At 65.0% G+C, this 22,999-nt stretch carries 25 protein-coding genes and 1 pseudogene; 11 read left to right on the top strand and 15 right to left on the bottom strand.

Annotated elements, in window-relative coordinates; genetic code table 11:
* Nucleotides 1-128: 128 nt before the first annotated feature.
* The 7 genes from ADIAG_RS10795 to ADIAG_RS10825 form a co-directional block, all read right to left on the bottom strand.
* Nucleotides 129-1,121 carry a DNA topoisomerase IB gene (locus ADIAG_RS10795; RefSeq protein WP_007271395.1) on the bottom strand — a complete coding sequence of 331 codons (993 nt, stop codon included), beginning with the start codon at nt 1,119-1,121 and terminating at the stop codon, nt 129-131.
* Nucleotides 1,122-2,057 carry a non-homologous end joining protein Ku gene (ku, locus tag ADIAG_RS10800; protein ID WP_007271396.1) on the bottom strand — a complete coding sequence of 312 codons (936 nt, stop codon included), beginning with the start codon at nt 2,055-2,057 and terminating at the stop codon, nt 1,122-1,124.
* A gap of 83 nt (nt 2,058-2,140) precedes the next feature.
* The gene (locus ADIAG_RS10805) at nt 2,141-3,703 is read right to left on the bottom strand and encodes an FAD-dependent oxidoreductase (protein WP_007271397.1); all 1,563 of its coding nucleotides are present in this window, start codon (nt 3,701-3,703) and stop codon (nt 2,141-2,143) included.
* A 20-nt stretch (nt 3,704-3,723) separates the two neighbouring features.
* A complete protein-coding gene (locus tag ADIAG_RS10810) occupies nt 3,724-4,134 on the bottom strand; it encodes an APC family permease (protein ID WP_007271398.1) in 411 nt (136 codons plus the stop codon).
* 15 nt (nt 4,135-4,149) lie between these two features.
* A complete protein-coding gene (locus ADIAG_RS21865; RefSeq protein ID WP_007271399.1) occupies nt 4,150-4,368 on the bottom strand; it encodes a DUF6098 family protein in 219 nt (72 codons plus the stop codon).
* 58 nt (nt 4,369-4,426) lie between these two features.
* Entirely contained in the window at nt 4,427-5,170 is a 744-nt protein-coding gene (locus tag ADIAG_RS10820; protein WP_007271400.1) for an MBL fold metallo-hydrolase, read from the bottom strand.
* 110 nt (nt 5,171-5,280) lie between these two features.
* Nucleotides 5,281-5,745 (bottom strand): DUF4383 domain-containing protein, encoded by a 465-nt coding sequence (locus ADIAG_RS10825; RefSeq protein WP_007271401.1) that lies wholly within the window; start codon nt 5,743-5,745, stop codon nt 5,281-5,283.
* A 354-nt stretch (nt 5,746-6,099) separates the two neighbouring features.
* Between ADIAG_RS10825 and ADIAG_RS10830 the strand changes: the two genes are divergently transcribed.
* The 5 genes and pseudogenes from ADIAG_RS10830 (at nt 6,100) to ADIAG_RS22510 (ending at nt 9,703) form a co-directional block, all read left to right on the top strand.
* On the top strand, nt 6,100-6,633 hold the full coding sequence (locus ADIAG_RS10830) for a 2Fe-2S iron-sulfur cluster-binding protein (RefSeq protein WP_007271402.1): 534 nt from the start codon (nt 6,100-6,102) through the stop codon (nt 6,631-6,633).
* On the top strand, nt 6,630-7,613 hold the full coding sequence (locus tag ADIAG_RS10835) for an FAD binding domain-containing protein (protein WP_007271403.1): 984 nt from the start codon (nt 6,630-6,632) through the stop codon (nt 7,611-7,613). The genes ADIAG_RS10830 and ADIAG_RS10835 overlap by 4 nt, the downstream gene beginning before the upstream one ends.
* A gap of 31 nt (nt 7,614-7,644) precedes the next feature.
* Entirely contained in the window at nt 7,645-9,006 is a 1,362-nt protein-coding gene (locus ADIAG_RS22385; protein ID WP_321162820.1) for a xanthine dehydrogenase family protein molybdopterin-binding subunit, read from the top strand.
* A pseudogene (locus ADIAG_RS22505) lies at nt 8,888-9,130 on the top strand (molybdopterin cofactor-binding domain-containing protein); the annotation flags it as partial. The gene ADIAG_RS22385 and the pseudogene ADIAG_RS22505, both read left to right, overlap by 119 nt.
* A 138-nt stretch (nt 9,131-9,268) precedes the next feature.
* Complete coding sequence (locus ADIAG_RS22510; RefSeq protein WP_235045898.1) at nt 9,269-9,703, top strand: molybdopterin cofactor-binding domain-containing protein; 435 nt, start codon at nt 9,269-9,271, stop codon at nt 9,701-9,703.
* A gap of 28 nt (nt 9,704-9,731) precedes the next feature.
* Here the strand turns inward: ADIAG_RS22510 and ADIAG_RS10845 are convergent, their stop codons facing one another.
* The 5 genes from ADIAG_RS10845 to ADIAG_RS10865 form a co-directional block, all read right to left on the bottom strand.
* Nucleotides 9,732-10,934, bottom strand: a complete 1,203-nt coding sequence (locus ADIAG_RS10845; RefSeq protein WP_407636053.1) for an XdhC family protein — start codon at nt 10,932-10,934, stop codon at nt 9,732-9,734.
* A 133-nt stretch (nt 10,935-11,067) separates the two neighbouring features.
* Nucleotides 11,068-11,682, bottom strand: a complete 615-nt coding sequence (locus tag ADIAG_RS10850; RefSeq protein WP_007271407.1) for a flavodoxin family protein — start codon at nt 11,680-11,682, stop codon at nt 11,068-11,070.
* A 103-nt stretch (nt 11,683-11,785) separates the two neighbouring features.
* Complete coding sequence (locus ADIAG_RS10855; protein WP_007271408.1) at nt 11,786-12,238, bottom strand: hypothetical protein; 453 nt, start codon at nt 12,236-12,238, stop codon at nt 11,786-11,788.
* Nucleotides 12,239-12,815: 577 nt separating this feature from the next.
* Entirely contained in the window at nt 12,816-13,796 is a 981-nt protein-coding gene (locus ADIAG_RS10860; protein WP_007271409.1) for a permease prefix domain 1-containing protein, read from the bottom strand.
* Nucleotides 13,793-14,155: a PadR family transcriptional regulator gene (locus tag ADIAG_RS10865; RefSeq protein WP_007271410.1), complete on the bottom strand. Its 363-nt coding sequence runs from the start codon at nt 14,153-14,155 to the stop codon at nt 13,793-13,795. Before ADIAG_RS10865 ends, ADIAG_RS10860 begins: the two co-directional genes overlap by 4 nt.
* An 85-nt stretch (nt 14,156-14,240) precedes the next feature.
* Between ADIAG_RS10865 and ADIAG_RS22140 the strand changes: the two genes are divergently transcribed.
* The 4 genes from ADIAG_RS22140 to ADIAG_RS22515 all read left to right on the top strand — a co-directional run bounded on the left by ADIAG_RS22140 (nt 14,241) and on the right by ADIAG_RS22515 (nt 17,272).
* Nucleotides 14,241-14,507: a hypothetical protein gene (locus ADIAG_RS22140; protein WP_235045891.1), complete on the top strand. Its 267-nt coding sequence runs from the start codon at nt 14,241-14,243 to the stop codon at nt 14,505-14,507.
* 18 nt (nt 14,508-14,525) lie between these two features.
* On the top strand, nt 14,526-15,089 hold the full coding sequence (locus ADIAG_RS10870) for a GTP pyrophosphokinase (protein ID WP_007271412.1): 564 nt from the start codon (nt 14,526-14,528) through the stop codon (nt 15,087-15,089).
* A gap of 364 nt (nt 15,090-15,453) precedes the next feature.
* Nucleotides 15,454-16,323: a VOC family protein gene (locus ADIAG_RS10875; RefSeq protein ID WP_007271413.1), complete on the top strand. Its 870-nt coding sequence runs from the start codon at nt 15,454-15,456 to the stop codon at nt 16,321-16,323.
* Nucleotides 16,324-16,429: 106 nt separating this feature from the next.
* Nucleotides 16,430-17,272 carry a CatB-related O-acetyltransferase gene (locus tag ADIAG_RS22515; RefSeq protein WP_007271414.1) on the top strand — a complete coding sequence of 281 codons (843 nt, stop codon included), beginning with the start codon at nt 16,430-16,432 and terminating at the stop codon, nt 17,270-17,272.
* A gap of 99 nt (nt 17,273-17,371) precedes the next feature.
* On the opposite strand, the gene ADIAG_RS10885 is transcribed toward ADIAG_RS22515, so the two are convergent.
* From ADIAG_RS10885 to ADIAG_RS10895, 3 genes are read right to left on the bottom strand one after another with little or no spacing between them, the layout of a single operon-like run.
* Complete coding sequence (locus ADIAG_RS10885; RefSeq protein ID WP_007271415.1) at nt 17,372-18,274, bottom strand: diacylglycerol/lipid kinase family protein; 903 nt, start codon at nt 18,272-18,274, stop codon at nt 17,372-17,374.
* A complete protein-coding gene (locus ADIAG_RS10890; protein WP_007271416.1) occupies nt 18,271-19,845 on the bottom strand; it encodes a glycerol-3-phosphate dehydrogenase/oxidase in 1,575 nt (524 codons plus the stop codon). Before ADIAG_RS10890 ends, ADIAG_RS10885 begins: the two co-directional genes overlap by 4 nt.
* Nucleotides 19,842-20,435 (bottom strand): TetR/AcrR family transcriptional regulator, encoded by a 594-nt coding sequence (locus ADIAG_RS10895; RefSeq protein ID WP_007271417.1) that lies wholly within the window; start codon nt 20,433-20,435, stop codon nt 19,842-19,844. The genes ADIAG_RS10890 and ADIAG_RS10895 overlap by 4 nt, the downstream gene beginning before the upstream one ends.
* Nucleotides 20,436-20,527: 92 nt before the next feature.
* Here ADIAG_RS10895 and ADIAG_RS10900 point away from each other — a divergent pair, with 92 nt between their 5' ends.
* Entirely contained in the window at nt 20,528-22,129 is a 1,602-nt protein-coding gene (locus ADIAG_RS10900) for an FAD-binding oxidoreductase (RefSeq protein ID WP_235045892.1), read from the top strand.
* Nucleotides 22,126-22,959 (top strand): SDR family oxidoreductase, encoded by an 834-nt coding sequence (locus tag ADIAG_RS10905; RefSeq protein WP_007271419.1) that lies wholly within the window; start codon nt 22,126-22,128, stop codon nt 22,957-22,959. The genes ADIAG_RS10900 and ADIAG_RS10905 overlap by 4 nt, the downstream gene beginning before the upstream one ends.
* Nucleotides 22,960-22,999 lie beyond the last annotated feature (40 nt).

Consider the following 22,999-nt stretch of genomic DNA (forward strand, 5'->3'; position numbering starts at 1 on the left):
GGCACGCCAACACCGTTTGAACGCAGCTTCAGCCTTCCACGCCTCCGACCTGCGATCCGCGGGGACTCCCGGGGACACGGGCTTTCCCCCCTGTCATGGCTGGGGGGATCCAGTGGCGTGCGGTGGCATCATGTGCTTTCCTGTGAAGCGCCATCCAACAAAAGCGCGAGGACCGCACTATCGGGCTGGCGCTGCCCATCGGCAACCACGCCCCGCTCGAAAAGCTCGATCACCCTCGGGTTCACGTATGAGGCGCGGGCGATGGCGGGGGTGTTGTGGAGCCACTGGGCGGCTTCGCCGACGGCTGCCGTCACCGCTTCCGGCGACGTGGCGCCGGCTCGTAGGGAACGACCGAGCGAGAGTGCGGCCACCACGGTGCCCTGCCAAGTCCGAAAGTCCTTGGCCGTGAATCCCTGGCCGGCCACTGTGCCCAGGTAGGCGTTGACTTCGCTGTCGGTGACAGCATGCCACTGTTTGCGTCGCCCCGAGACGATCGCGTGGCAGATCGCCGGAGCGGAGCGCGGGGTGCGCGGCAACGCCGCGAAATAATCGGCCAACAGCCCGTCGATGAACTCCACGTCCCAGTGGCCGTCGGACTTGCCGCGAAACTGCAGATGGATCCGATCGGCTTCGAGCTCCAAGTGTCGCTTGCGCAGTGTGGTGGCACCGAAGGACCCGTTTTCCTGGGCGTAGGCCGCACCGCCGACACGCAACCCGGCCCTGTCCATCAGGCGCACCGCTGCCGCGAGCGCCCGAGTCCGGCCGTCGGCTTCCTGTTTGAGATCCCGTGTGATAATCCGGCGGACGGTGGGCAGGCGTTGGGCGAAGGCCAGGGAACGGATGAATTTTTCGTGCTCGCGGACCTCGCGCCACCGGGGGTGGTAGATGTATTGCAAGCGTCCGGCCGCATCGATCCCGGTGGCCTGGATGTGGGCATTGGGCGAGGAGGCAATCCACACCTGGTCCCAGGCCGGGGGGATGGCTAGCGAATTGATGCGGGCCAACAGCGGCTCGGAGACGATCTTCCGGCCATTGGCCGAGACATAGCTGAAACCTCGACCGGCAACCCGACGGCGAATGCCTCTGGTCCCGGCCTGAACCCGTTGCAGCCCATCGTCCATCTAAGCTTCCTTTCGGGTCTTGGCACCGGCTGCCTTGGTTGCCGCTTTCTTCTTGGTCGTCGTGGTCTTCTTGGTCGCGCGCTTCTTTTTGGCCGGGGCCTTTTTCCCGGCAGCGGGCTTGGCGGCGGCCGGTTTCTTCGTGCCCTTGGCGGCAATGCTGCGCTTGAGCGCCTCCATCAAATCGATCACGTCCCCGGAGTCCGCCGCATCGGTGTCCGCGTTCCCGTCCTTGCCGAAGGTGTCATCGGTGTCCAAGGCATCGCCTTGTTTGAGCTTTTCCTTGATCAGGGTGCGCAGCTGCACCTGGTATTCGTCCTCGAATTCCTCGGGGGTGAAATCGGTGGTGAATTGCTTAACCAGGGCCGCTGACATCTTCAACTCCTGCGGGCTGATCTTGCTGGTGGTCCGCGCTGCGGCAAAGTCGGCCTCCCGCACCTCGTCGGCCCACAGCATCCCCTGCAGGACCATCACGTCTCCGCGCACCCGCAGGATCCCCAACCGGGTCTTTTGCCGCAAGGCGAATTTCACCACCGCGGTCAATTCCGTTTCCTCGAGGGTCCGGCGCAGCAGGGCGTAGGCCTTGGGCGACTTCGAATCCGGGGCGAGGTAGTAGCTGCGCTCCAGCATGATCGGATCGATCTGGTTGTTGGGGACAAACTGGACGACGTCGATTTCACGGCTCTTCTCCGCCGGGAGCGCTTCCATTTCTTCGTCGCTGAGCACGACGGTGCGTTCCCCGTCGTCGAAGGCCTTGTCGATGCGTTCGTAGGGGATCTTCTTCCCGCATTTCTCGCACTTGCGCTGGTAACGGATCCGCCCGCCGTCCGCGTCGTGCACCTGATGCAGGTCCACATCGTGGTCCTCGGTGGCTCCGTAGGCCTTGACCGGGACATTGACCAGCCCGAACGCGATGGATCCGCTCCATATTGCTCTCATGGACCCAGTCAAGCACTCCGGACCCGGTGTTGGCCAGAAAATGCACGCCGGGCCGGGCACCGATTTGCTTGACGTCGCACGCGTCAATCGGCCGGCTTCAGGTCATCGGTGGCCGGGCCCTCGATGACGGTGCCGGCTGGTGTGAAACGCGATCCGTGCAGCGGACAGTCCCAGGACGCCTCCTCGTCGTTCCAGGTGAGGATGCCACCAAGGTGCGTGCATATCGCCGACACCCGGCAGGTGCGCCCGTCGAGGGTGGATACCGCCACCGGATGCAGGCCCTCGCGCACCACCTTGCCGCGGTTTTCGGCCGAGGTGCCGCCGATGCCACTGTCGGGCGTGGGGGGCTTTTCCTTGGCGGACCGGGCTTCGTCCTCCGGCTCGCCGTGCTGTTTTTCACTGGTGGTGAGTGCGTGCGCCCAGCCGTAGAGCAGGTCCTTGGCCACCGTGGCGTTGAGTTTTCCTGCTTCAGCCAGCGCGGTGGGCCCGGAGACACGGTGTCCGAGCACCTCGGCCCACGGCAACTGCCCTCCCAGGATCGTGGCGGAGAGCCGCAGCGCGGATGCCACGGCGTTGGTCATGCCCCATTTGTTGTATCCGGTGGCCACCAAGATCTTGCCGCCGGAGCGCGGCATCTTTCCGACAAACGGCACCGAGTTGATCGAACGGTAGTCCTGGGCCGACCAGGCATGGGTACGCTCACCGAGCGTGAAGTGCTCTCGGGCCCAGCGCTCGAGGTCGCGGGCGGCTTCCCTCGGCACCCCGGAACCCACCGGGTGGCTGTTGCCGCCCACTAGCAGCACCTCGCGTCCGCGGTGGATGGCGGTGCGCAGGGAACGGGAAGGGGAATCGACGGACAGGTACATGCCGTGCGGAAAGGGCTCCGCGCCGGGGGAAGAAGCATAGGCAGCGGCGTAGGACCGTGACGGTTCCAGCTTCGCAAAGTAGCCGCCGCGGTCCAGTACCGGCGTGCCGGTGGCCAGGATGAGGTGATCGGCGCCGAGTTGTCCCCGCGAGGTAGTGATCTGCAGTGGGGACGAGTTAGTTGAGTCCTTCAGGCGGGTGTCCTCGAAGATCCGCCCACCCCTGCTGCGCAGATCCGCGCACAGCTGCGTGATCACGGCGACGGGATCAAGCTGGATCTGGTCGGGCAGGGTGATGGCACCGGCGACGCTGAAGGGCAGCCCGGTCTGCGGCCCCTCGAGCACGCGCACCTGCAGGCCTGCCTCGTGGCTGATGGAGGCTTCCTGTTCGAGCGAATCCATATGCTTGGCCTCAACTGCGTAAGTGAAAGCATCGCGGGTCTGGTGGGGGACCGAGTGCTCGTCCAGGTATTGGCGCAGCCATGCCTGGCCTTCGCTGTTGCCCTCGACGTAGGCGTGCACGACCTCGGCGGAAAAATTCTTGTGGATCTGTTGCAAGGTGGTGCCTTGCAGGAGGCTGAGCTTGGCGGTGGAGTGCCCGCTGGTCCCGGCTCCCACGAACCGGGAATCGATGACTGCAACGCGCTGCCCTGCCCGGCTGAGCAGCAACGCGGTGACCAGTCCGGTGAGACCTGCGCCTGCCACGACGGTGTCGTAATGTCCGCCGGGTTCGAACGGATCTGTCGGTATTGCCGGTTTGGGATCAAGCCAGATTGATTCCACGGTTTTCTCCTCGGGTGTCTCTAGTGCGGTTCGACGTCATCGGCGGGCCTGGAACCGGCATCGAGGGCCGGATCCCCGGTCCGCTGTTCGGTCGGTTTCTTGTACTGGTTTGTTCCGGTGCGGGAACCGGATCCGAGCCGGGTCAGCAGGTACAGGATGATGCCGATGGCCAACAGGATCCCGCCGCGCAACCAGATTTCGGGTCCCTGCTGCGTCAGCAGCAACACGCAGGAAGCCAGCGCGGCGACGGGAAGGAACGTGGGAGCCCGGAAATGCTCCTGTTCAACATGGTCCTTGCGCAGGACCAGGACCGCGAGATTGGTGCTGATGAAGACGAAAAGTAACAGCAGGACAACTGTCTGGGCCAAGGTGGCCAGGCCTCCGGTGAGCGTCAGGCCCATGGCCACGACGGTGGTGGCGATGATGGCCACCCACGGCGTGCGGCGTCATTGCCTGACCAACCAGTCGTCCAGCGGGCGGGACCACCAAGCCTCGGGGCAGAGGGGATTGACCGAAAGCCCAGGGAGCTCAATGCCGCTTGCGGTATCCATGCTTCCACCGTCGCGGTCTTCTTCCCACCCCTCGGAATACCTGACATACAGGTCGGGGGATGCGCCGACCAGGGCTTCGAGTTCCTCCAGGGCCTGCAGCGTCGGTACGTCCATGGGCTCGTGTCTCACCTCGAAACTGGATGGATCGCAGTGCGCCTACGGCCTACCGGCATTACAGCAGCGGCAGGCTGCGGGCGTGCGCAACGGCAACGGCGATGTTGCCTTGGTGGGTATCGCCGTGGCCCGGAAGGATGGTGTGTGCGCCGGTGTCAGCCAGCAGCGACAACGACCGAAACGCCTCGGCGGTGTCGGCCGTAGCCGCCGCTGCCACGATCCGCGGACCCGTCTTTGCCGTATAGGGATCCAGTGTCACCAGCGCATCTCCGGCAATGACGGTTTTGCGTTCAGCGAAATGCAGGGCGCAGTGCCCCTTCGTGTGGCCCGGGACGTGGATGATCGTGGGCGAACCGGGCAGCGAAGGCGCCGGCCCGGACGCCAGGGACAGAAATCCGGTGACGCCCTTGACGTTCATGGCACCGGCAAATGCCATCCGCGCCAGGATCGGGATGGCCCGCGGGTACTTGAGGGGATAGACCCAGCGGGCCTTCTCATGCGCGTACCTGTAGGGATGTTCCGCGATGTGGGTGTCTTGCGGATGGATCCACAACGGGGTCCCGAATTCGCGTTGCATCCGGGCTGCCATCCCCAAGTGGTCGAAATGGGCGTGGGTCAGCACCAGCGCCTCGGCCCGTTCGAGTCCCAGCCCCAAACCCTGGAGGGCCTTGGTGAGCATGTCCCACATGGACGGCAGGCCGGCATCCACCACCATGAACCGGTCGCTGTCTTGGACGATGTAGCAATTAACGTTGGCGTGGCGCACCAGATGGATGCCCTCGGCCACGTGGTAGCGGATCATGTCTGCCTCCGTTCTTGGTTGTTGCCCCGTGGTCTCGGGAACAGAACCACGACCTGCCCGGGGGAGCACGGGTACCGCGGAGAAGTGTTGCTCCAGGCAAGCGGCGGCAGCTAGCGAAGTCTGGCGTCCGGGCCGCTGCGGTTTGGGCGGGTGAGCAGAAGCCCGAGCGCCACCATGCCGACACCCAAGACCAGGTGCAGCCAGTTATCGGCATTGTTGAGCGGGATGAAGTTCGCGGCGCTGTCATGGTCAATGAGCAGTCCATAGATCCACAGGGCCAAGTAGATGATGCCGCCTGCCACCAGGTAGATCCTTGCCAACCGGATGGCCCGGGCCATCGCCAGTCCGGCGATGCCGAACAGCACGTGGACGGCGTTGTGCAGGTAGGAGACCTGGAAGATGCCCAGCAGCAGCGCGCCCGAATGGTGCCCCGCGCCGGAGAGCTGGTCGTAGTTGGTGGTGACGCCGGGGATGAAGCCCAAGATCCCCACGAGCAGGAAGATCGCACCGACGACCATCGCCGCCTTCTCGATGGAGGTCCTGCGTTCAGTTTGTCCCGTGTTGTGTACTGCCATGAGGTGCTCCTTGCCGATTCGATTCTTCGCGAAACAATGCCGCCGGGGACGTTGCGCCCTGCGGACGTTCGGGTGCCCCGTCCGGATAACCGGGACCTTGCTCCGTATTAACCTCCGAGGACGGTGCGCTCGGTGCCCACTGCCGGGAGATCCGACTGTAGCAATGCCGGCGCCATGGCGGAAGGGATGTGCATGCCACGCCGCAGCGCGCGATGTCGCAGGCCGCGGGCAGGGAAATTTGCTGTGCAGAAGGTTGTCCGCCACGAGTCGTTGGGATAGGTTACCGAACACGGAGCATTTGACGCGCGGCCGGCTCAAGGCCGGCTTCCCACCCCTACCGGAGGTACCTGGTTCATGGACGCTCGGATCACGTTGAAGGTCGATGGCGCACCACGGACACTGACCGTTGACACCCGCACAACACTTTTGGATGCGCTGCGGGACGGACTGGACGTCACCTCGCCGAAAAAAGGCTGCGACCACGGCCAGTGCGGGTCCTGCACGGTGCTGCTCGAGGGCCGCCGCGTCACCTCTTGCCTGCTGCTCGCGGTGGCCGAGGACGGCTCGGAGATCACCACCGCCCAGGGCCTGGGCGGTGATGATGAGTTGCATCCGGTGCAGCAGGCCTTCCTGAAGCATGACGGATTCCAATGCGGATTCTGCACCCCCGGCCAAGTGTGTTCGGCCGTGGGGATGTTTCAAGAAGCCGTTCAGGGGCACCCGAGCCACGTCACCGTCGGTTCCGGTGAGGGCGTGGAGCTGAGCGACGAGGAGATCCGTGAGCGCATGAGCGGGAACCTCTGCAGGTGCGGTGCCTACGTGAACATCGTGGCGGCGATCCGGGAGGTGGCATCGAATACGGTGCCGGGAACCGGGGCGGAATCATGAAACCCTTCGAATACCTCCGGGCTCGGGATGCGGCCGGCGCGGTGGCCGCCGTTACCGGACACCCGGGTGCAAGCTTCCTGGGCGGGGGCACCAACCTCGTGGACCACATGAAGCTCGGAATCACAGCCCCCGACTTGCTCATCGACATCGCCAGGCTCCCGTTGGACGACATCGAGGAGTTGGCCGACGGGAGTGTGCGCATCGGCGCGACGGTACGCAACAGCGATCTGGCGGCGCATCGGCTGATTCGCGAACGCCACCGGGTGCTTTCCGAGGCGCTGCTGGCCGGCGCTTCCGGACAGCTGCGCAATATGGCCACGACCGGTGGCAACCTGCTCCAGCGCACCCGATGCACCTACTTCCAGGATCTTGGCACTCCGTGCAACAAGCGCGAGCCGGGCTCCGGCTGCTCCGCGCTCGAGGGAGTGAACCGAGACCACGCAGTGCTGGGGGCCTCCGCATCCTGCGTGGCGGTCCACCCCTCCGACATGGCCGTGGCCTTGGCGGCGCTTGATGCCCGAGTGGTGGTGCTGGGGCCAGACGGCGAACGCAGCATGCAGCTGACCGAATTCCATCGGCTGCCCGGGGACGCACCCGAACGAGACACGGTGCTTGAGCACGGCGAGCTCATCACGGCTCTCGAGCTCCCGGCGCGGCCCGGCGCCCTCTCGGCCTACCGGAAGGTGCGAGACCGTGCCTCCTATGCCTTTGCGTTGGTGTCGGTCGCCGCGGTCCTCGAGCTCGATCAGGACGGGACGATCCGCGAGGTGCGTCTGGCGTTGGGCGGAGTGGCCCACAAACCCTGGCGTGCCACTCTCGCCGAGTCTCTCCTGCGCGGGACCCAGCCCAGCGAGGAGAACTTCCGCGAGGCCGCGCAGGCGGAACTGCGCTCCGCCTCCGCTCTGCGGGATAACGCCTTCAAGATCCCGATGGCGCGCAACACCATGGTCGCGGTGCTTCGCGACCTGAGCGGAAGGTAAGGCAATGCGCGAGCTTCTTGAATCCAAGGCCATGGGCACCGATCTGCGGCGCCTAGACGGGGTGGAGAAGGTGCGCGGCACCGCGCCCTACGCCTATGACCAACCGGTGGATGACCCCGTCTACCTTTACCCGGTCCAGTCGAGCATCGCCAAGGGAAGTATCAGCCGGATCGACACCGCCGCGGCAGCGTCGATCGATGGCGTCATCGCCGTGCTCACCCACGAGAATGCGCCGCGGCTGGCCGTGGGCGAAGATGCGGAATACGCCGTGCTGCAGGGCCCCGAGGTCGGGTTCCGCGGTCAATTCGTGGGCGCTGTCATTGCCCGGACCCCTCAGGCAGCGCGCCATGCGGCATCCCTGGTCCTCGTTCACTACGAAGCCCAGGAACACGATGTTTTTCTCACCGCGCAGCATCCCGGGCTGTACGCACCGGCCCAAGCCAATGGCGGGATCGCGACGGACACCTCCGTGGGTGACGTTGAGGCCGCGCTGGCGGATGCGGCGGTGGTCATCGATCACAGCTACAGGACCCCGGCGGAACACAACAACCCCATGGAGCCGCACACCACCGTGGCGGTATGGTCCGGCGGGGAATTGACGCTGTACGACTCCACCCAAGGAGTCCACCCGGTGAGGCAGGCCATGGCACCGTTGTTCTCCCTGGAGCCCGGGCAGGTCCACGTCATCGCCCCGCATGTGGGCGGCGGCTTCGGTTCCAAGGGCCTGCCGCACGCCCATGTGGTGCTTGCGGCCCTGGCTGCCAAGTGCAGCAACGGCCGGCCGGTGAAGTTCGCCCTGACCCGCCAGCAGATGTTTGCCCTGGCCGGCTACCGCACGCCCACCATCCAACACGTGCGCCTGGGCGCGACCGTTGACGGCCGGCTGACGGCCATTTCCCAGGAGGCGGTGGCCCAGACTTCCCGGATCAAGGAGTTCGTCGAGCCGACGGCAGAGCCGGCACGGATGATGTATGCGGCAGGCAATCGGCGCACCACGCATCGGGTGGCCGCGTTGGATGTCCCCATCCCCTCATGGATGCGGGCCCCGGGGGGTGTGTCCCGGGATGTTCGGCCCGGAAGTCGCCATGGACGAGCTGGCCGAGGCCTGCGGGCTGGATCCGATCGAGCTGCGGATCCGCAACGAACCGGACACCGATCCCGATTCCGGCAAGCCGTTCTCCAGCCGCCACCTGCTCGAATGCCTCGCCGTCGGCGCCGAGCGCTTCGGTTGGGAGAAGCGTTCGGCGGCGCCGCGCAGCCGGCTCGAGGACCGGTGGCAGGTGGGGCTGGGCGTCGCCGCTGCTACGTATCCGTTCAACCGCATCGCCGAGAACGCCGCGCTGATCGAATTCAATGCCGATTCCACCCACACGGTGCAGATCGGCGCGGCTGACCTCGGCACCGGGACCTGGACCACGCTGACCCAGATCGCCGCCGATGCGCTGGGCTGCGAGGTTCAGGCGGTGCGGCTGGAGATCGGGGACACCTCCCTGCCGGTGGCTTCCGTGGCCGGCGGGTCCTCGGGCACCGCGAGCTGGGGCGCTGCCATCATCGCCGCTGCGGTCGCCTTCCGCGCCGAGCACGGCGATGATCCGGTGCCAGGGGCCCGGACCCGGGCGTCCGCCGCCGCGGACCCGGCCGCAGATCACTACGCGATGCATTCCTTCGGGGCTCAGTTCGCCGAGGTGCAGGTGCATGCCGACACCGGCGAGGTGCGGGTGCCGCGGATGCTGGGGGTGTTTTCCGCCGGCCGGATCATCAACCCCCGCACGGCGCGCTCCCAGTTCATCGGCGGCATGACCATGGGGATCGGCATGGCATTGCACGAGGAAAGCCTGATGGATGAAAGATTCGGCATTTTCACCAACCATGATCTCGCCGGCTACCACATCCCTACCCATGCGGATATCGGCGAGGTGGAGGCGACCTGGCTGGAAGAAACGGACCATCGGGCCGGTCCGCTCGGAGCCCGCGGCATCGGTGAGATCGGTATCACCGGCGCCGCGGCGGCGATCGCCAACGCGACCTACAATGCCACAGGCATCCGGGTCCGCGAGCTACCGCTGACCCCGGACAAGTTCATTTTCTGAGGCCGCCGCGGAGCAACGAGGGGCATCGTCAGTGCATCGACCGTTCCAGGCCCACCACCGTGGTGCCGTGGATGGGGCCGGCAGTCCGGCTCAGGGAGCCGGTGCCGGGGCGTGCGCGCCGTGCGGATATCATTTCCGCAACGATGGACACCGCTACCTCCTGCGGCCCCACGGCACCGAGGTCAAGCCCGATCGGGGAGTGCAGCCGTGCCAATTGCCCCTCATCGATGCCCAGTTCCCGCAGCGACTGGATCCGACGGTCGTGGCTGCGCCGCGACCCCATGGCCCCGATGTAGCCCTCGTGCACGTCAAGGGCAATCTGCAGCACGGGGATGTCGAACTTCTCGTCATGGGTCAGGACGCACAGGGCGCTGCGGGCATCGAGTTGGCCCGCGGCCGCGATCCGTGCGAGGTAGCGGTGGGGTTGCTCGATCACGAGCTCGTCGACCTGGGGAAAGGCCGCCCGGGTGGCGAAGACCGGCCGGGCATCGCAGAGTGTCACTCGGTAGCCCAGGAGCCGGGCGGCGCTGCCAAGTGCAGCGCTGAAGTCGTTTGCCCCGAACATCACCAGCCGCGGGGCAGTCAGCCGGGTTTCCACCAGCAACTGAATCGGACGATCCTCGCAGCCGGTCTTTCCGGGGGCCAGGCGCACCAGCCCCGTCCGCCCCGACCGGAGAAGTGCCGAGACCTGCGCCGCGGCACTGCGGGCCACTGACCGGTCGTCCACCATCGCCAGCAGTTCGTTTCGGAGGTCTTCCGGATCGAATCCCAGCGGATCGTCCACCGCCATGGCACTGACGGTGGTGTTGTCGATCCGGCGGATCAATGCCGCAGCGGGGGCGCGGGCGGCTGCGGTAAAAGAGGCGAAATCCAGCTTGCGCACGTTGTCGGAGGGATAAAACGGCTGGATGAGGACCTCGAGCGTCCCGCCGCATGGAAGCCCGGCGGCGAATGGATCGTCGGGCGAAAACCCGTATTCCTGGCGGCTGGGCAGGGCCGAGGCGATGGCCGCCAGGCAGGCTTCGAAGACTGCTCCTTCGATGCAGCCTCCGGACAGGCTTCCTCTCACTTCACCGGCGGCGGTGACCAGCATCGATGTGCCCACCTGCCGCGCGGTGGAACCTTGGGTGCCGATGATTGTGGCAACGGCGCAGGGTTGCGCGCCTGTCTTATCCGTCAGGCATGAGACAAGTGGTCCAAGAAGATCCAGCATTGGTGCCTCGTGTTCCATGGATGGTCGGTTGTCTTGGCGTGGGTGCCTTTGGTTTCTTGGCTTTTTCGCCGAGTCTTGAAGTATATTCCCTGTGCGCGGGCCGATCCCCTTCGCGACAGAGCAGCACCATGTTGCTGCCTATGGGCGCTTCTTAGCCGGCCGGATAGGGCCGGTCGCTGAGCAGGGCCGCCAGATGGGCGGTGTTCCGTGCGGCGATCCGCGTGGCATTTGCCGTCACTTCCGGGGTTTTGGCGAGGTCCTGGTAGTCGGTGGTGTGCATGGCTTCGCCAACCCAGTAGGTCGATCCCTGGGCAGGGATCGTGTATCCGACTTCCCCGAGACCTTGCGACAGCTCGGCAATGACGTGGTGCGCACCGTCCTCGTTTCCCACAACGGCGACCATGGCCACCTTGTCGAACAGGATCGGTCGGCCCTGGCTGTCGGTCTCGGACAATTCGGCATCGAGGCGTTCCAAGACGCGTTGGGCGAGGCTGGAGGGGTGTCCCACCCAAATCGGCGTGGCCAGGACCAGGATCTGCGCGGCCAGGAGTTTCTCCCGGATGGACGGCCACGCGTCCCCCTCGCCCATGTCCTTCTGGACGCCGGGCATGACATTGTGGTCAACGATGCGCAGCATTTCGCTTTGAACGTGGTGTCCGGCCAGTTCCTTGGCAACTTGCCGGGCCAGCAGGTCGCTGCTGGAGGACTTGGGGGAAGCGGAGAGCGTACATATGAGGATCACTGCGTTCAGCGATGTATCGGTCATGGTTGCATTCTGCCCGGGTTGCAGGCGGAGCACCAGAGTTTGCACGCCGAGGTGCCGGACGGCGACCGGTTCCCCTTCACCACTGCACTGCGCCGGCCCCCTGTTACTCCGGTCCCCGCGGCGGGGCCGCCTCGTGGCCTCGCCGTCCGTGGGTGCGCCGGTCTTCCTTCATGCGGGCCTCATACAGATGCCGGCGGCCGCCGACGAGTTGTTCGCGGATCGTTCTTTCACGGTCCCTGAATTCGGCGTAGTAGCCGTCGTCGTACTCCTCGATGACCTGGAAGGTCCAGCGACCCTCCAGCACGTTTCGCCCCACCAGCGCCGCGTCCAGTTCCTGGGCGATCCGGGTGTGGCCGGCAGCCTTGAAAAGCTCAACTGCATCACCCAAAGCCAGGTCCGCGCGCCCCGTCAAACGGTGGAATCGGTACAAATTCCCCCGGGCTTCCTCAATGACTTCGAGGACTTCGGATAATTTTCCCAAGGCATCAACGGTTTGCTCCGAGGTGCCCTGCGGCACCTCATGTTTCCGTTCTGGTTCTTCTTGTTCCAGGCTCATCTCGTACCCTCCGCCGGTGATGGATGGATTGGTTTCAGCCTATGGCCAGCCGGAAGGAAAGTCAGCCTGTCTCCCGGGATTTGGTTCGATGGTGGAGCTCAGCCTTCGCCGGTCCTTTGCACCGACAGTCGGTCGTTCGGTTCAAAGCGCAGGCTTCGATCACCGCATTATCCTGCCCGAAGGCGGACGCCGGTCAAGGATGACCAGCCGATTCCGAGACCGTGTACCTTCCAGACCACGCGGTGCCGCCGCGGACCCTTTCGCGAATGTGGCTGCAAGCGTCCCCATGCAGTTCCGCGATGTCCACGGCAAGGCCTCTTCGGCACCAACATGGTGCAGCAGGTTGTCCAGGTCCTCCACCGCGCCGGCTCCGACCGGGCGCATTCCGGCCACGGGGAGTCTCACGTGCGCGATTGCGGGCGGGGAAGCAAACAGGCGTGAACCAATGGAGGGTTTTGTTTCCAACGATCTGCAGCCTTGCTGCCAGCACATGTCGGGCCCGCTCAATAAATCCGGCGCCCGTGCGTAGCCCGCACCGGGTCACCGTCGGCAACGCGTGCCGCCGTGCACTGCCGGCTCAGCCGAGCGGGCGTGGGTGTTTGGCCCGCGCCGCGGTGTCGATGCGGACCTTGCGCAGCGGGTCGATCAGGTTCCAAGTGACCACCCCGGCGGTGATCACGATGACCGACACATTCAGGTGCAAGGCCGCATCCGCCCAGCCGTGCCCCACCAACTCGGTGACAAAACGGGGTTCCAGCAGCGTGTTGGTGGCCGCAAGCCAGATCAGTGGCACTGCAACGACCAGTTCCAGGACGGTGTTGACGGCGACGAAGCGCCACGACCAGCCGCCGGCCCGGTAGCGGAAGATCTCCAGCACCGCAGTGGCCAGCAACCCGGCCATCAGCAACGGGATCCACACGGGCCAAAGCTCCGCATTGAGCGTCGGAATGGGTTCTCCATTAGCATCACGGAAGGGCGAGCTGAAGTGCTGCCAGGGCAGGTAGATTATTCCGACCAGTGCCACGAGGACAGCTGCCAAGGTATCGCCCAGGCGAACCCCACCGGGAGGGGTATCAGGTAGTGTCGACGGGTCCCATTTGGCACGTATCTGTTTGGAATCTGGACTGCGCTCGATGATCGCAAAGATGAGGGTGGTCCAGAAGAAGATGTGCAGGGCCACACCCATCACCGCGATGATGCCGCCGCTGATGATTTCGCCCGCGTCGCCGCCGGAAAGGAAGCTGCCCAGCATCACCGCGACGCCGATGACCGGCAGCACCGTGGCGGCCAGGATCTTGAGCAGGCGGATGTAGGTAGGGAAGTGGTCGGGGCCGATGAGGTACAACGGCTTGTTGGAATAGTCCGCCGCCAGGCGCATGGGATCCCCGAGCTCCAGCAGGACCGCGCGCTCGGCATCCTCCGGGGTGCTCCCAGCCGCCAGGCGTGCCTCGGTCAGGTCCTCGATGGCGGCCGCGACTTCGGCCTCCACGTCCGAGCGTTGGGATTCGGGTACGGAGCGGGACACCGCCGTGATGTAACGGCTCGATAGCGTGCTCATGGCAATTCCTTGAGGTGAGGGTTTGATTCTTCAGAACGCAGGGCGTTCAGGGAGGTGGCCAAGTGGTTCCACTCGGCTTCAAGGGTGCCAAGCAGGTTCCGCCCGGCATCGCTGGTTTTATACATCTTGCGGGGGCGGGACTCGGTGGTGTCCCACTCGGCGGCCAACAGCCCTTGCTTTTCCAGGCGGCGCAGCAATGGGTAGAGCGTGTTGGCATCCACGCTCAGCCCTGATTTCTCCAGCACCGCCAAGAGACCGTAACCGTAGCCAGGTGTTTCGAGCGTCGCGAGCGCGGCCATCACCACGGTGCCGCGGCGCAGCTCCTGCTGGTGTCCGGCTAGGACTTCGTCATCGATCATGCTTCACACGATACTGTGTCACACACACTGTTGTCGAGAGCATTGTTGTGATCTTCACGGGCAATGCCGATCGGTGTGCTCAAGGGTGTTCGCCACTGTCGACCATGCTGCGGGGCCGCTGCCGGCGCAGTGCATCGCCGTTCGGGCCGGTGGCATAGGCTTATCGCAGGGATGGCATTGGTGGCAGAAAACGGCCAGTGCCGGATACCTTTTCATCATGGACCGACCAGGAGAGCATCAGTTGAGCGTCGCCGACGAATGGCTCGACAGTGTTGATCCGGAGACCATTCAACGCATGGTCGACGGTAAGCAGCTGCGCAACGGATTTGCTCGCTTCATGCTCAATTACTAGTTCGCGATGGACGAGATCATGACCAAGATCAACATCCTCAAAACCGAGTTCGAGCATCTGCATGACTACAGTCCGATAGAACATGTCAATGCTCGTCTCAAGTCCCCGGAAAGCCTGCTTGAAAAAGCCGCACGTCTTGACCTGCCGCTGAACTTCGAGTCGTTGGCCGAAAACGTGCTCGATGTTGCCGGTGTACGCATTGTCTGCAGTTTCATCTCAGACGCCTACTGGGTTGCCAAGATGATTACCTCGCAGCCGGATATCACGGTGGTGAGGATCAAGGACTACATCGCCAATCCCAAGCCGAACGGATACAAAAGTCTCCACGTCATCGTCAAGGTCCCGATCTTCCTCTCGGAATCAAGGGAGCACGTCCACGTGGAACTGCAGATCCGCACCGTGGCCATGGATTTCTGGGCGAGTCTCGAACACAAGATCTACTACAAGTATGACAAGGCCGTGCCCGCGGCCTTGCTCGCGGAGCTCACGGAGGCCGCCGGCGTTGCCGACCGCCTCGACTTGACCATGGAGCGCATTCACAATGAGGTGCACCCCGGAGCTTCCGGAAGTGCTCATAAGTAGGCTCGCGCGACGATTGGCTTCACTCGCTGGTGAGGAGGGCTCGATCCAACGCCCTCTGGGCGGCGCGATGGTCGATGGACTCGCCGTCGGTCAGAAAACACGAGTTGTTGACAGTTGAGCCCGCGCGGCACTTGCGGAAGCGGCCGGCGTTCTGGCCTCGAGGACGATTGCCGCCCCTCCGTTGCCGCTGCGTTGCTCCGGTGTGGTCTAGGGGATCCTCCGGGCGTCCATGCCGGCGCACTGCATTCGGGGTGTTCGGCCCCGGTGACCGAGGGAACACCTCGCATGGTTGTAGCTTCAAGTAAGGCATGAGATGCTTGAACCAAGAACAAAACTTCCCTCGACCATCACAGGAGCGGCCACCATGAGCACCACCACACAGGATCAACTCTCCGCAGACCTCGCCATGGGCACCGTCATGCTCAAGGTCGGGGACCTGGGCAAGATGAGCGACTACTACCAAAGGGCCCTGGGCCTCGAGGTGCTCTCCGAGGGGCCGACTGGCACCGGCCTGGGCCGCCGGGGCCTAGAACTCGTCCACCTCTCCGACGGTACGGGGCTGAGTCTTCCCGGACGTGGCGAGGCCGGACTCTTCCACACCGCGCTGCTCTTCGATACCCAGTCCGATCTGGCCGCCACGGTCCTCTCTGCCGCCCAGTACGACGGCGCACTGTTCACCGGCAGCTCGGACCACCTGGTCTCCGAGGCTTTCTACTTCAACGACCCAGAGGGCAACGGCATCGAGCTGTACTTCGACCGCCCGCGCGATACCTGGACCTGGAACGGGGACACCGTTGCCATGGACACCATCCACCTGGACCCCAACGACTACCTCAACACGCACGTCAACGAGGCCGCCGTCGCCGGACTGGCTCAGGCCAACGCCGCCATCGGCCACGTGCACCTGCAGGTCGGCGATGTAGACACCGCAGAAAAGTTCTACGTCGACACCCTCGGCTTTGCCAAAACCACCGGCTTCCATGGTCAAGCACTCTTCGTCTCGGCCGGCGGTTACCACCACCACATGGCCATGAACGTGTGGAACTCCCGCGGGGCCGGTCCCCGCAAGGACACTCTGGGACTGGGCGAGGTTGTGATCACCGTGCCGCATGCCGACGAGGTGGGCGCACTGGCCGACCGGCTCAAGGTTGCAGGGGTTGCGAACCACCACACCGGGGCCGAACTGCGCTTCGATGACCCGTGGGCCAACAAGATCCGCGTGTCTGTGGGCTAACACCGAGGGACCACCTTGCAGAGGAGCCGGAGACGACGCTTGTTGATGCGTCATCCCACCCCGACCCGACTGGGTATTCAGGGGCTGCGCGTGGAAAAGGACAGCCATGGAATTGCCAGCCAACGCCAACCCTGTCATCGGGTGGGCCCGGTACCGTCGAACGATGCAATTAAGCCTTCGCGAATTACGCCCCCAGCTGGTCACCGGACGGATCTTTCTGTTGGGCCCAGGGGTCTCCAGCATCGAAAAGACCGGGGCCAGCTACGGGGAGGATGCTCCGATCAAGTTTGTCCCTCAAGCCCGCATGGAGCCTTACGCCACCTACTGGGCCGGAAGCGGCAAGCACCTGGTGAGCATGGGCTCCTTTTCCTACACCCACTCCCGGCTGCCGCTTTCTACCCGGGTGGGGCGCTACACCTCCATCGCCAAGGGCGTGACTGTCATGGGTGCCAGGCACCCCCACGAGTGGGCCTCGACCAGCCCGGTCTTCTACAACAACAAACTCATGATGGATACCTTTCAGCGGGACCTGGGAGTGGAGACCGTCACCCGGCCCTTCAAGTCCGCACCGACCCCGGTGGTGATCGGCCACGACGTCTGGATCGGGGAAAACGTCACCCTGGGCCACGGGATCAGCGTCGGCGACGGGGCAGTTATCGCCTCCAATGCCGTCGTCACCCGTGATGTGCCGCCCTATGCCATGGTCGGAGGGGTGCCGGCCAAAGAGATCCGTCAGCGCTTTGACACGGACACCGTGGAGGCACTGCAGGCCAGCGCCTGGTGGAATTATGCGCCCGGCGCGTTGAGTGCCCTGGATGTCAGCAACCCGGCCGAGTTTGCCAGTGGCGTCAACCAGCTCATCGCGGACAGGGCCATCGAGCCCTACCAGCCCGAAGTACTCACCGGACATGATCTGGCGGCGGTCGGGGTCAGTGCGGGCACGGCCTGACAGATCGATCCCCTGGGCAGTGTCCTCGTTTACCGCCTCGGTGCGAACCCAGAACGAGAAAATAAGTCGCGTTCAGTGCCCGCGCGCTTCCCTGACGACTCAGTCAAACACTGGCGATGCGGCCGGAACCAGCACCTTCACGGCCGCCGGGGCGATGGTGATCCGTGCCGGCAGCGGACCGACCTTTTCCCCGTCGGCATAGATGTTCAGCGGCGTGCTGGCAGAGATCGTGACTTCGGTACCGCGGGTGAATGCAATGTTCTTCTGGCGCAGGTGAGTGCCCCGGTAGGAGCGCAGGAACGTCAGGGCAACACCCAGGATCGAGGCCTTGCCCAGCGAGACCACGTCCAGTAGTCCGTCATCGGCCTTCGCCCGCGGGCAGATATGTAGTCCGGTGCCGTATTGACCCACATTCCCCACGGCAACAAACCACCCGCGAAAACTCTTCCCCACCCCGTTCACGCTCACCGTGAAGCTGACGTTGCGCCACTGGAGGAAGGCCTTCAGTCCGCCGTAGAGGTACACAAAGGGACCCAGGTTCAGGCGCACGTTATTGGCGTACTCGTTCGACACTCCATCGAACCCCACATTGGCGACCCCGAAGTACGCACGCCCATTCACCACGCCCAGATCGGTCTCGCGAACCACCAACTGTGCCAGGTTGGCCACGCTTCTTGCCGGATCCAGGTCCAACCCGAGGCGGCGGATGGTGTCATTGCCCCGGCCTCCGGCCAACGGCAACAAGATGGCCCCCGAATCGGCGGCCCCGGCCGCTGCGGCACCCAGGAACCCGTCGCCGCCGAGCACCGCGATCAGCGAGCCCTCTGCAACTTCGCGTGCCCGTTCGGTGGCCTCGGCGAGGGACTCGGTGATCCTCACCACCGGGTTGAAGCCGGCTGCGTGCAGGGCGGCGGCGGTGTCTTCCCAGAGTTCGAGGCCGCGGCCGCGGCCCGAGGTGGGGTTCACCAGCAGGAGGGCGGACCCGCCCGTGGGGGCGTTCACGAACCGTACCTTTCGGTTGCAGAGCAATGGTCGAACATCCCAAGGATCTCCCCTGCCCGGTTCCTCGCTTTGGCCGCGTCCTCCGGCACCAGCCCGATGCGGGTCCTGCGCTCCAGGAGGTCCTCGAGGCTGGTTGCGCCCTCGGCGCGCAGGCCGAAGAGCAGTTCTGCGCCGGTGATCTGGGTCCCGGCATACAGTGGTGCACTTAGCAGCGGGTGTTCACCGGCCAACCGGTGTACGTCGGCGGCCTCGGTGCCGTATTTGGTCACCAGCCGGGCCGGGGCGTCAATTTTTTCCAGCACGGAGCGGGGAGCTGCACCCACCAGCGCGATCTTCGTCGTTCGGCTGCGTGCCGTGGCACCGATCCGTGCCGCCGCCGCATCCACCGCGTCTTGGGCCATGGCGCGGTAGGTGGTCAGTTTGCCGCCCACCACGGTGATGGGTTTACCTGGAACGTCATGGACCAGGTGGTGCCGGGAGATCTCGGCGCTGGGTGCAGCTGTCTTGGGGTGTTTGGTGCGTACCAGTGGACGCAGCCCGGCAAAGGTCCCCAGCACGTCTTCGCGTGTCAGCGGCACGGCCAGCACCTGGTTCAGGACCTCGAGCAGGAAGTCCACGTCGTGCTCTGGCACCGTGGGCCGATGCCCGTCGGCGTCGCGATCCTCCTCATCGGTGAGCCCGATGTACACCACCGAATCGGGCTGCGGCAGCACAAACACAAAGCGGCCAAAGTGTCCTGGTACCGCCACGGTGTGCGCGGCATGCGGATTGCCCAGCCGTTCGGCGCGCACCACCAGGTGCGTGCCGCGGCTCGGGACCAGATCCAGGTCCTCTTCGAAGTCCGCGGCCCAGACGCCGGTCGCATTCACCACCACACCGGCTCGAATTTCCAGGTCCGCGCCGGTACGCCGATCGGTGGCGTGCACCGAGGTATCGGTCAGTGAGGTGGCCTGCACATCGCGCAGTACATGGGCGCCGAGCCCCGCGGCGGTGCGCAGCACCGAAAGGACGAGCCGGGCGTCGTCAATGATCTGTCCGTCCCAGTACAGCACCCCGCCACGCAGTGTGGCGGTATCCAGGGCCGGGACCATGGCTGCCACGGCCTGACGGGACAGTAATTGAGGTCGGGGCAGGATGCTGCCGGATAAGCCCGTGGCGCAGCGCAACACATCGTAGATCAGCACCCCGGCCGCCGCCGCGATCGTCTGGGTGCGTTTGGCGGTGCTCGTGTCCGGGATGATGAAGCCCAGTGGGTGGATCAGATGTGGGGCGATCGTTTCCATGAGCCGGCGTCGCTCCACTGCCGATTCCCAGGCCAGCGCCACATCGGCCTTGGCCAGGTAGCGCAGGCCGCCGTGGACGAGTTTGGAACTGAAGCCACTGGTGCCCGAGCCGAAGTCGTCGGACTCGATCAGGGCCACCGAAAGTCCGCGACTGATCGCATCCAAGGCCACCCCGGCCCCGGTGATCCCGCCGCCGATCACCGCCACATCCACCTTTCGCGTGCGCAGTTGCTCCAACGATGCGTTCCGGGTGACGTCGTTGATCCAACTGCGGTGCGCGGTGTTCATGCTCCGGTTCCTTGCGGGGTGAGGTGGCGGGTGAGCATTTTTTCCAGCTCGTTCACGGTGGACTCGAAGCCGCCGGTCTTGCCCAGCAGCCTGGCCGAGAGCGCCACACCTTGCAGGGCCAACAATACGGTGGCGGCGGTGGCGCCGGTGGCCTCGACGCTGCCATCGGCCAGGCCCGCGGAGATCAACGAGTCCAGTTCATCCAGGAGCAGTTGTTGGCTGGCGCCGAATCTGTCGGTGATATACGGGATCAAGAATTCTGGGTCGCGTTCGGCAATGGAGGCTAAGAGTTCGGAGGTGGCAAAGACCCGCACGCTAGAGATGGCGAAGTGCACCAGTTGCTCACGGCCGGTTCCGGAGGGGGAAGCGACGCGCACCCCGGTGGCGGCGGTGCGAAATTCTCGGGTCAGGGTAGCCAATACCGCGTTTTCCACCGAGCCCATCCGACGGTAGAAGGTCATGCGTGAAAGCCCCGCGCGTTCGGCGATGTCATTGGCGGTGGTGCGGCGCACTCCGTGCATGATGACGGCGTCCCGGGTGGCCAGTAAGAGCTTCTCGTCTCCGGCGCCGCTGGTACGTTGTGACTTCATGTGTCACACTGTATCTCATGGTGACGCAGAACACAGTGGAGATTCCTCGCTCGGTTTGGTACGGCTGGGGGGACCCCGCCCATGCCACTTCCTTGTCCGCGAACGCCCTGACCTATCTGAGCGCAACCCTGAAACTCGCCTCCGTGAAACCTGTCCACCCGCCGGCGGACATCACCGAGGTCAGAATCGGGGAACCGGTCTTAAACGCCGAGGCGCTGGCGGAACTGCGCGCCGCCTGCGGGACTGAATATGTTTCCACCGAGCGGCTGGACCGCATCGAACACTCCGGCGGCAAAAGCACCGAGGATCTGCTGCGCATCCGGGCCGGAGACGCACTCGGGGCACCTGACGCGGTGATCTTCCCGGCCAGCTCAGAAGAAATCCGCGAGGTCCTGGCCGTGTGCGCGGCGCGCGGCATCGCTGTCACTGCCTTCGGCGGCGGCACCTCGGTGGTCGGGGGAGTCTCCCCGCTGCGCGGCACCTTCGACGCGGCCATCACCCTGGATATGCGCCGCATGAACAAAATGTTGCACCTGGATCCGCGCTCCCGCACCGCCACCTTCGAGGCTGGCCTGCGCGGACCGGGCATCGAAGCGGCCCTGGAGCCGCACGGATTTACCCTGGGCCACTTCCCACAAAGCCACCAAGAAGCCACCCTGGGTGGTTATGTCGCCACACGCTCCGCCGGGCAGGCCTCCACCGGATATGGCCGCTCGGACGACCTGGTGAAATCCGTCCACCTCGAAACCCCGGCCGGACCCTTGGTGGCGGGATCCACGGCACCGGGCACCGCCGCCGGACCCAAACTCCTTGATGTCATCGTCGGCTCCGAGGGAGCCTTCGGTGTGATCACCTCGGCCACGCTCAAGATCGTCCCGGTGCCCACGCACAAGTCCTACGGCTCCTGGTCCTTTGCCTCCTTCACCGCCGGTGCCGAAGCCATCCGCCGACTGCGCCACGAAGGACTATCCGGGGATCTGCCCCACGTCTGCCGACTCAGCGACAGTGACGAGACCGCCTCCACCTTCAAACTCGGTGGCCCCAAGACCGCCGCCCTGGGCAAGTACCTGTCAGTGCGCGGACAAGCAACCCCGGCGCTGGCCCTGTTTCTCTGGGAAGGCGCCACCAAGGAAACCGCGGCACGCAAACGCCGCAGCGCGCGCATTCTACGGGCAGCCGGCGGCATCCCCACCGGCCCGATTCCGGCCCGAGCCTGGGAACACGGACGCTTCTCCGGGCCTTACCTTCGCGATGAGCTGCTCACCCGCGGCGTCTACGTCGAGACTCTGGAAACCTCCGCCACCTGGACCTCACTGGATTCCACCTACCACGCGGTGCGCGAGGCGATCCTGAAATCCTTGGCCGAGCACGGCGGTACCGGGTACGTGCAAAGCCACATCTCGCACATCTACCCTGACGGGGCCTCGCTCTACTTCACCTACCTCGCCGGAGTGGAGTCCGACGGGCTCGCACAGCACGCGCGCGTCAAACAGGCAGCCTCGAAGGCGATCGTCGCCGCCGGGTCCACCATCACCCACCACCACTCCGTGGGCACCGACCACGCACCCTATCTGGGAGCCGAAATCGGTGCCCTGGGCCTCGATGTGCTTCGGGGCATCAAGAACACCCTCGACCCTGCCGGGATCATGAACCCGGGCAAACTCATCCCCGCCGCCATCAAGGAGCAGCCATGAACACCACCATCGACAAGCTCACCGGTTCCACCGTCCTGATCACCGGAGCCGCCATGGGCATGGGCAAGCTCTACGCGCAGCTCGCCGTCAAGGACGGCGCCACCCATGTAGTCCTCTGGGATATCAATGCGGAGCAGCTTCAGGAAACCGCCAACGAGCTGCGCGGATCGGGCAGTGAGATCCACACCCAGGTGGTGGATCTGTCCAGGCTCGAATCCATTGAGGAAGCGGCCGAGGTGCTGCGCGAAGGCATTGGGGCCCCGGATATCCTGATCAACAACGCCGGCATCGTGCGCGGGAAATACTTCTGGGAGCACGACCAGCGCTCCGACATCGCCGCAACGATGAACATCAACACCCTGGCGCTGATGCACATCACCCGCGAATTCTTGCCCTCAATGATCTCCCGTGGGCGCACCTCGCGGATCGTGAACGTCGCCTCGGCCGCCGGGCTGCTGGCCAACCCGAAGATGAGCGTCTACTCCTCCTCCAAGTGGGCGGTCATCGGCTGGTCCGACTCGCTGCGCCTGGAACTGGTCCAGGCCGGACATCAGCACATCAAGGTCACCACCTTCTGCCCTTCCTACATCAAGACCGGCATGTTTGAAGGTGCCCGCGGGCCGCTGCTGACCCCGCTGCTGGAACCTGTCCCGGTGACCGAACGGGTCTGGCGGGCCATGAAGGAAGGGACCCCGATGCTGATGATGCCCTGGACCGTGAAGCTGAGCAGCGCGTTGCGCGGAGTACTTCCGCTGGCCGCGTGGGATGTGGTCGCCGGGCGCGTGTTCGGCGTGTACAAATCCATGGAGCACTTCACCGGAAGGAAGTAGCCGAACACCCGGTATTTGCTGACTGGGCCCTTCATCGCAC

Origin of the sequence: Paeniglutamicibacter gangotriensis Lz1y (genome assembly GCF_000348945.1) — a bacterium.
Taxonomy (GTDB): Bacteria; Actinomycetota; Actinomycetes; order Actinomycetales; family Micrococcaceae; genus Paeniglutamicibacter; species Paeniglutamicibacter gangotriensis.

What these genes read in the sequence shown, in the direction of transcription:
- ADIAG_RS22510 (WP_235045898.1), top strand. Translation starts at nt 9,269, where the DNA reads ATGCATTCCTTCGGGGCTCAGTTCGCCGAGGTGCAGGTGCATGCCGAC.
- ku (WP_007271396.1), bottom strand. Translation starts at nt 2,057, where the DNA reads ATGAGAGCAATATGGAGCGGATCCATCGCGTTCGGGCTGGTCAATGTC.
- ADIAG_RS10820 (WP_007271400.1), bottom strand. Translation starts at nt 5,170, where the DNA reads ATGATCCGCTACCACGTGGCCGAGGGCATCCATCTGGTGCGCCACGCC.
- ADIAG_RS10870 (WP_007271412.1), top strand. Translation starts at nt 14,526, where the DNA reads ATGACCAAGATCAACATCCTCAAAACCGAGTTCGAGCATCTGCATGAC.
- ADIAG_RS10825 (WP_007271401.1), bottom strand. Translation starts at nt 5,745, where the DNA reads ATGGCAGTACACAACACGGGACAAACTGAACGCAGGACCTCCATCGAG.
- ADIAG_RS10850 (WP_007271407.1), bottom strand. Translation starts at nt 11,682, where the DNA reads ATGACCGATACATCGCTGAACGCAGTGATCCTCATATGTACGCTCTCC.
- ADIAG_RS22515 (WP_007271414.1), top strand. Translation starts at nt 16,430, where the DNA reads ATGGAATTGCCAGCCAACGCCAACCCTGTCATCGGGTGGGCCCGGTAC.
- ADIAG_RS10905 (WP_007271419.1), top strand. Translation starts at nt 22,126, where the DNA reads ATGAACACCACCATCGACAAGCTCACCGGTTCCACCGTCCTGATCACC.
- ADIAG_RS10845 (WP_407636053.1), bottom strand. Translation starts at nt 10,934, where the DNA reads ATGGAACACGAGGCACCAATGCTGGATCTTCTTGGACCACTTGTCTCA.
- ADIAG_RS10875 (WP_007271413.1), top strand. Translation starts at nt 15,454, where the DNA reads ATGAGCACCACCACACAGGATCAACTCTCCGCAGACCTCGCCATGGGC.
- ADIAG_RS10835 (WP_007271403.1), top strand. Translation starts at nt 6,630, where the DNA reads ATGAAACCCTTCGAATACCTCCGGGCTCGGGATGCGGCCGGCGCGGTG.
- ADIAG_RS10865 (WP_007271410.1), bottom strand. Translation starts at nt 14,155, where the DNA reads ATGATCGATGACGAAGTCCTAGCCGGACACCAGCAGGAGCTGCGCCGC.
- ADIAG_RS10895 (WP_007271417.1), bottom strand. Translation starts at nt 20,435, where the DNA reads ATGAAGTCACAACGTACCAGCGGCGCCGGAGACGAGAAGCTCTTACTG.
- ADIAG_RS10795 (WP_007271395.1), bottom strand. Translation starts at nt 1,121, where the DNA reads ATGGACGATGGGCTGCAACGGGTTCAGGCCGGGACCAGAGGCATTCGC.
- ADIAG_RS10830 (WP_007271402.1), top strand. Translation starts at nt 6,100, where the DNA reads ATGGACGCTCGGATCACGTTGAAGGTCGATGGCGCACCACGGACACTG.
- ADIAG_RS22385 (WP_321162820.1), top strand. Translation starts at nt 7,645, where the DNA reads ATGGGCACCGATCTGCGGCGCCTAGACGGGGTGGAGAAGGTGCGCGGC.
- ADIAG_RS10860 (WP_007271409.1), bottom strand. Translation starts at nt 13,796, where the DNA reads ATGAGCACGCTATCGAGCCGTTACATCACGGCGGTGTCCCGCTCCGTA.
- ADIAG_RS21865 (WP_007271399.1), bottom strand. Translation starts at nt 4,368, where the DNA reads ATGGACGTACCGACGCTGCAGGCCCTGGAGGAACTCGAAGCCCTGGTC.
- ADIAG_RS10855 (WP_007271408.1), bottom strand. Translation starts at nt 12,238, where the DNA reads ATGAGCCTGGAACAAGAAGAACCAGAACGGAAACATGAGGTGCCGCAG.
- ADIAG_RS10890 (WP_007271416.1), bottom strand. Translation starts at nt 19,845, where the DNA reads ATGAACACCGCGCACCGCAGTTGGATCAACGACGTCACCCGGAACGCA.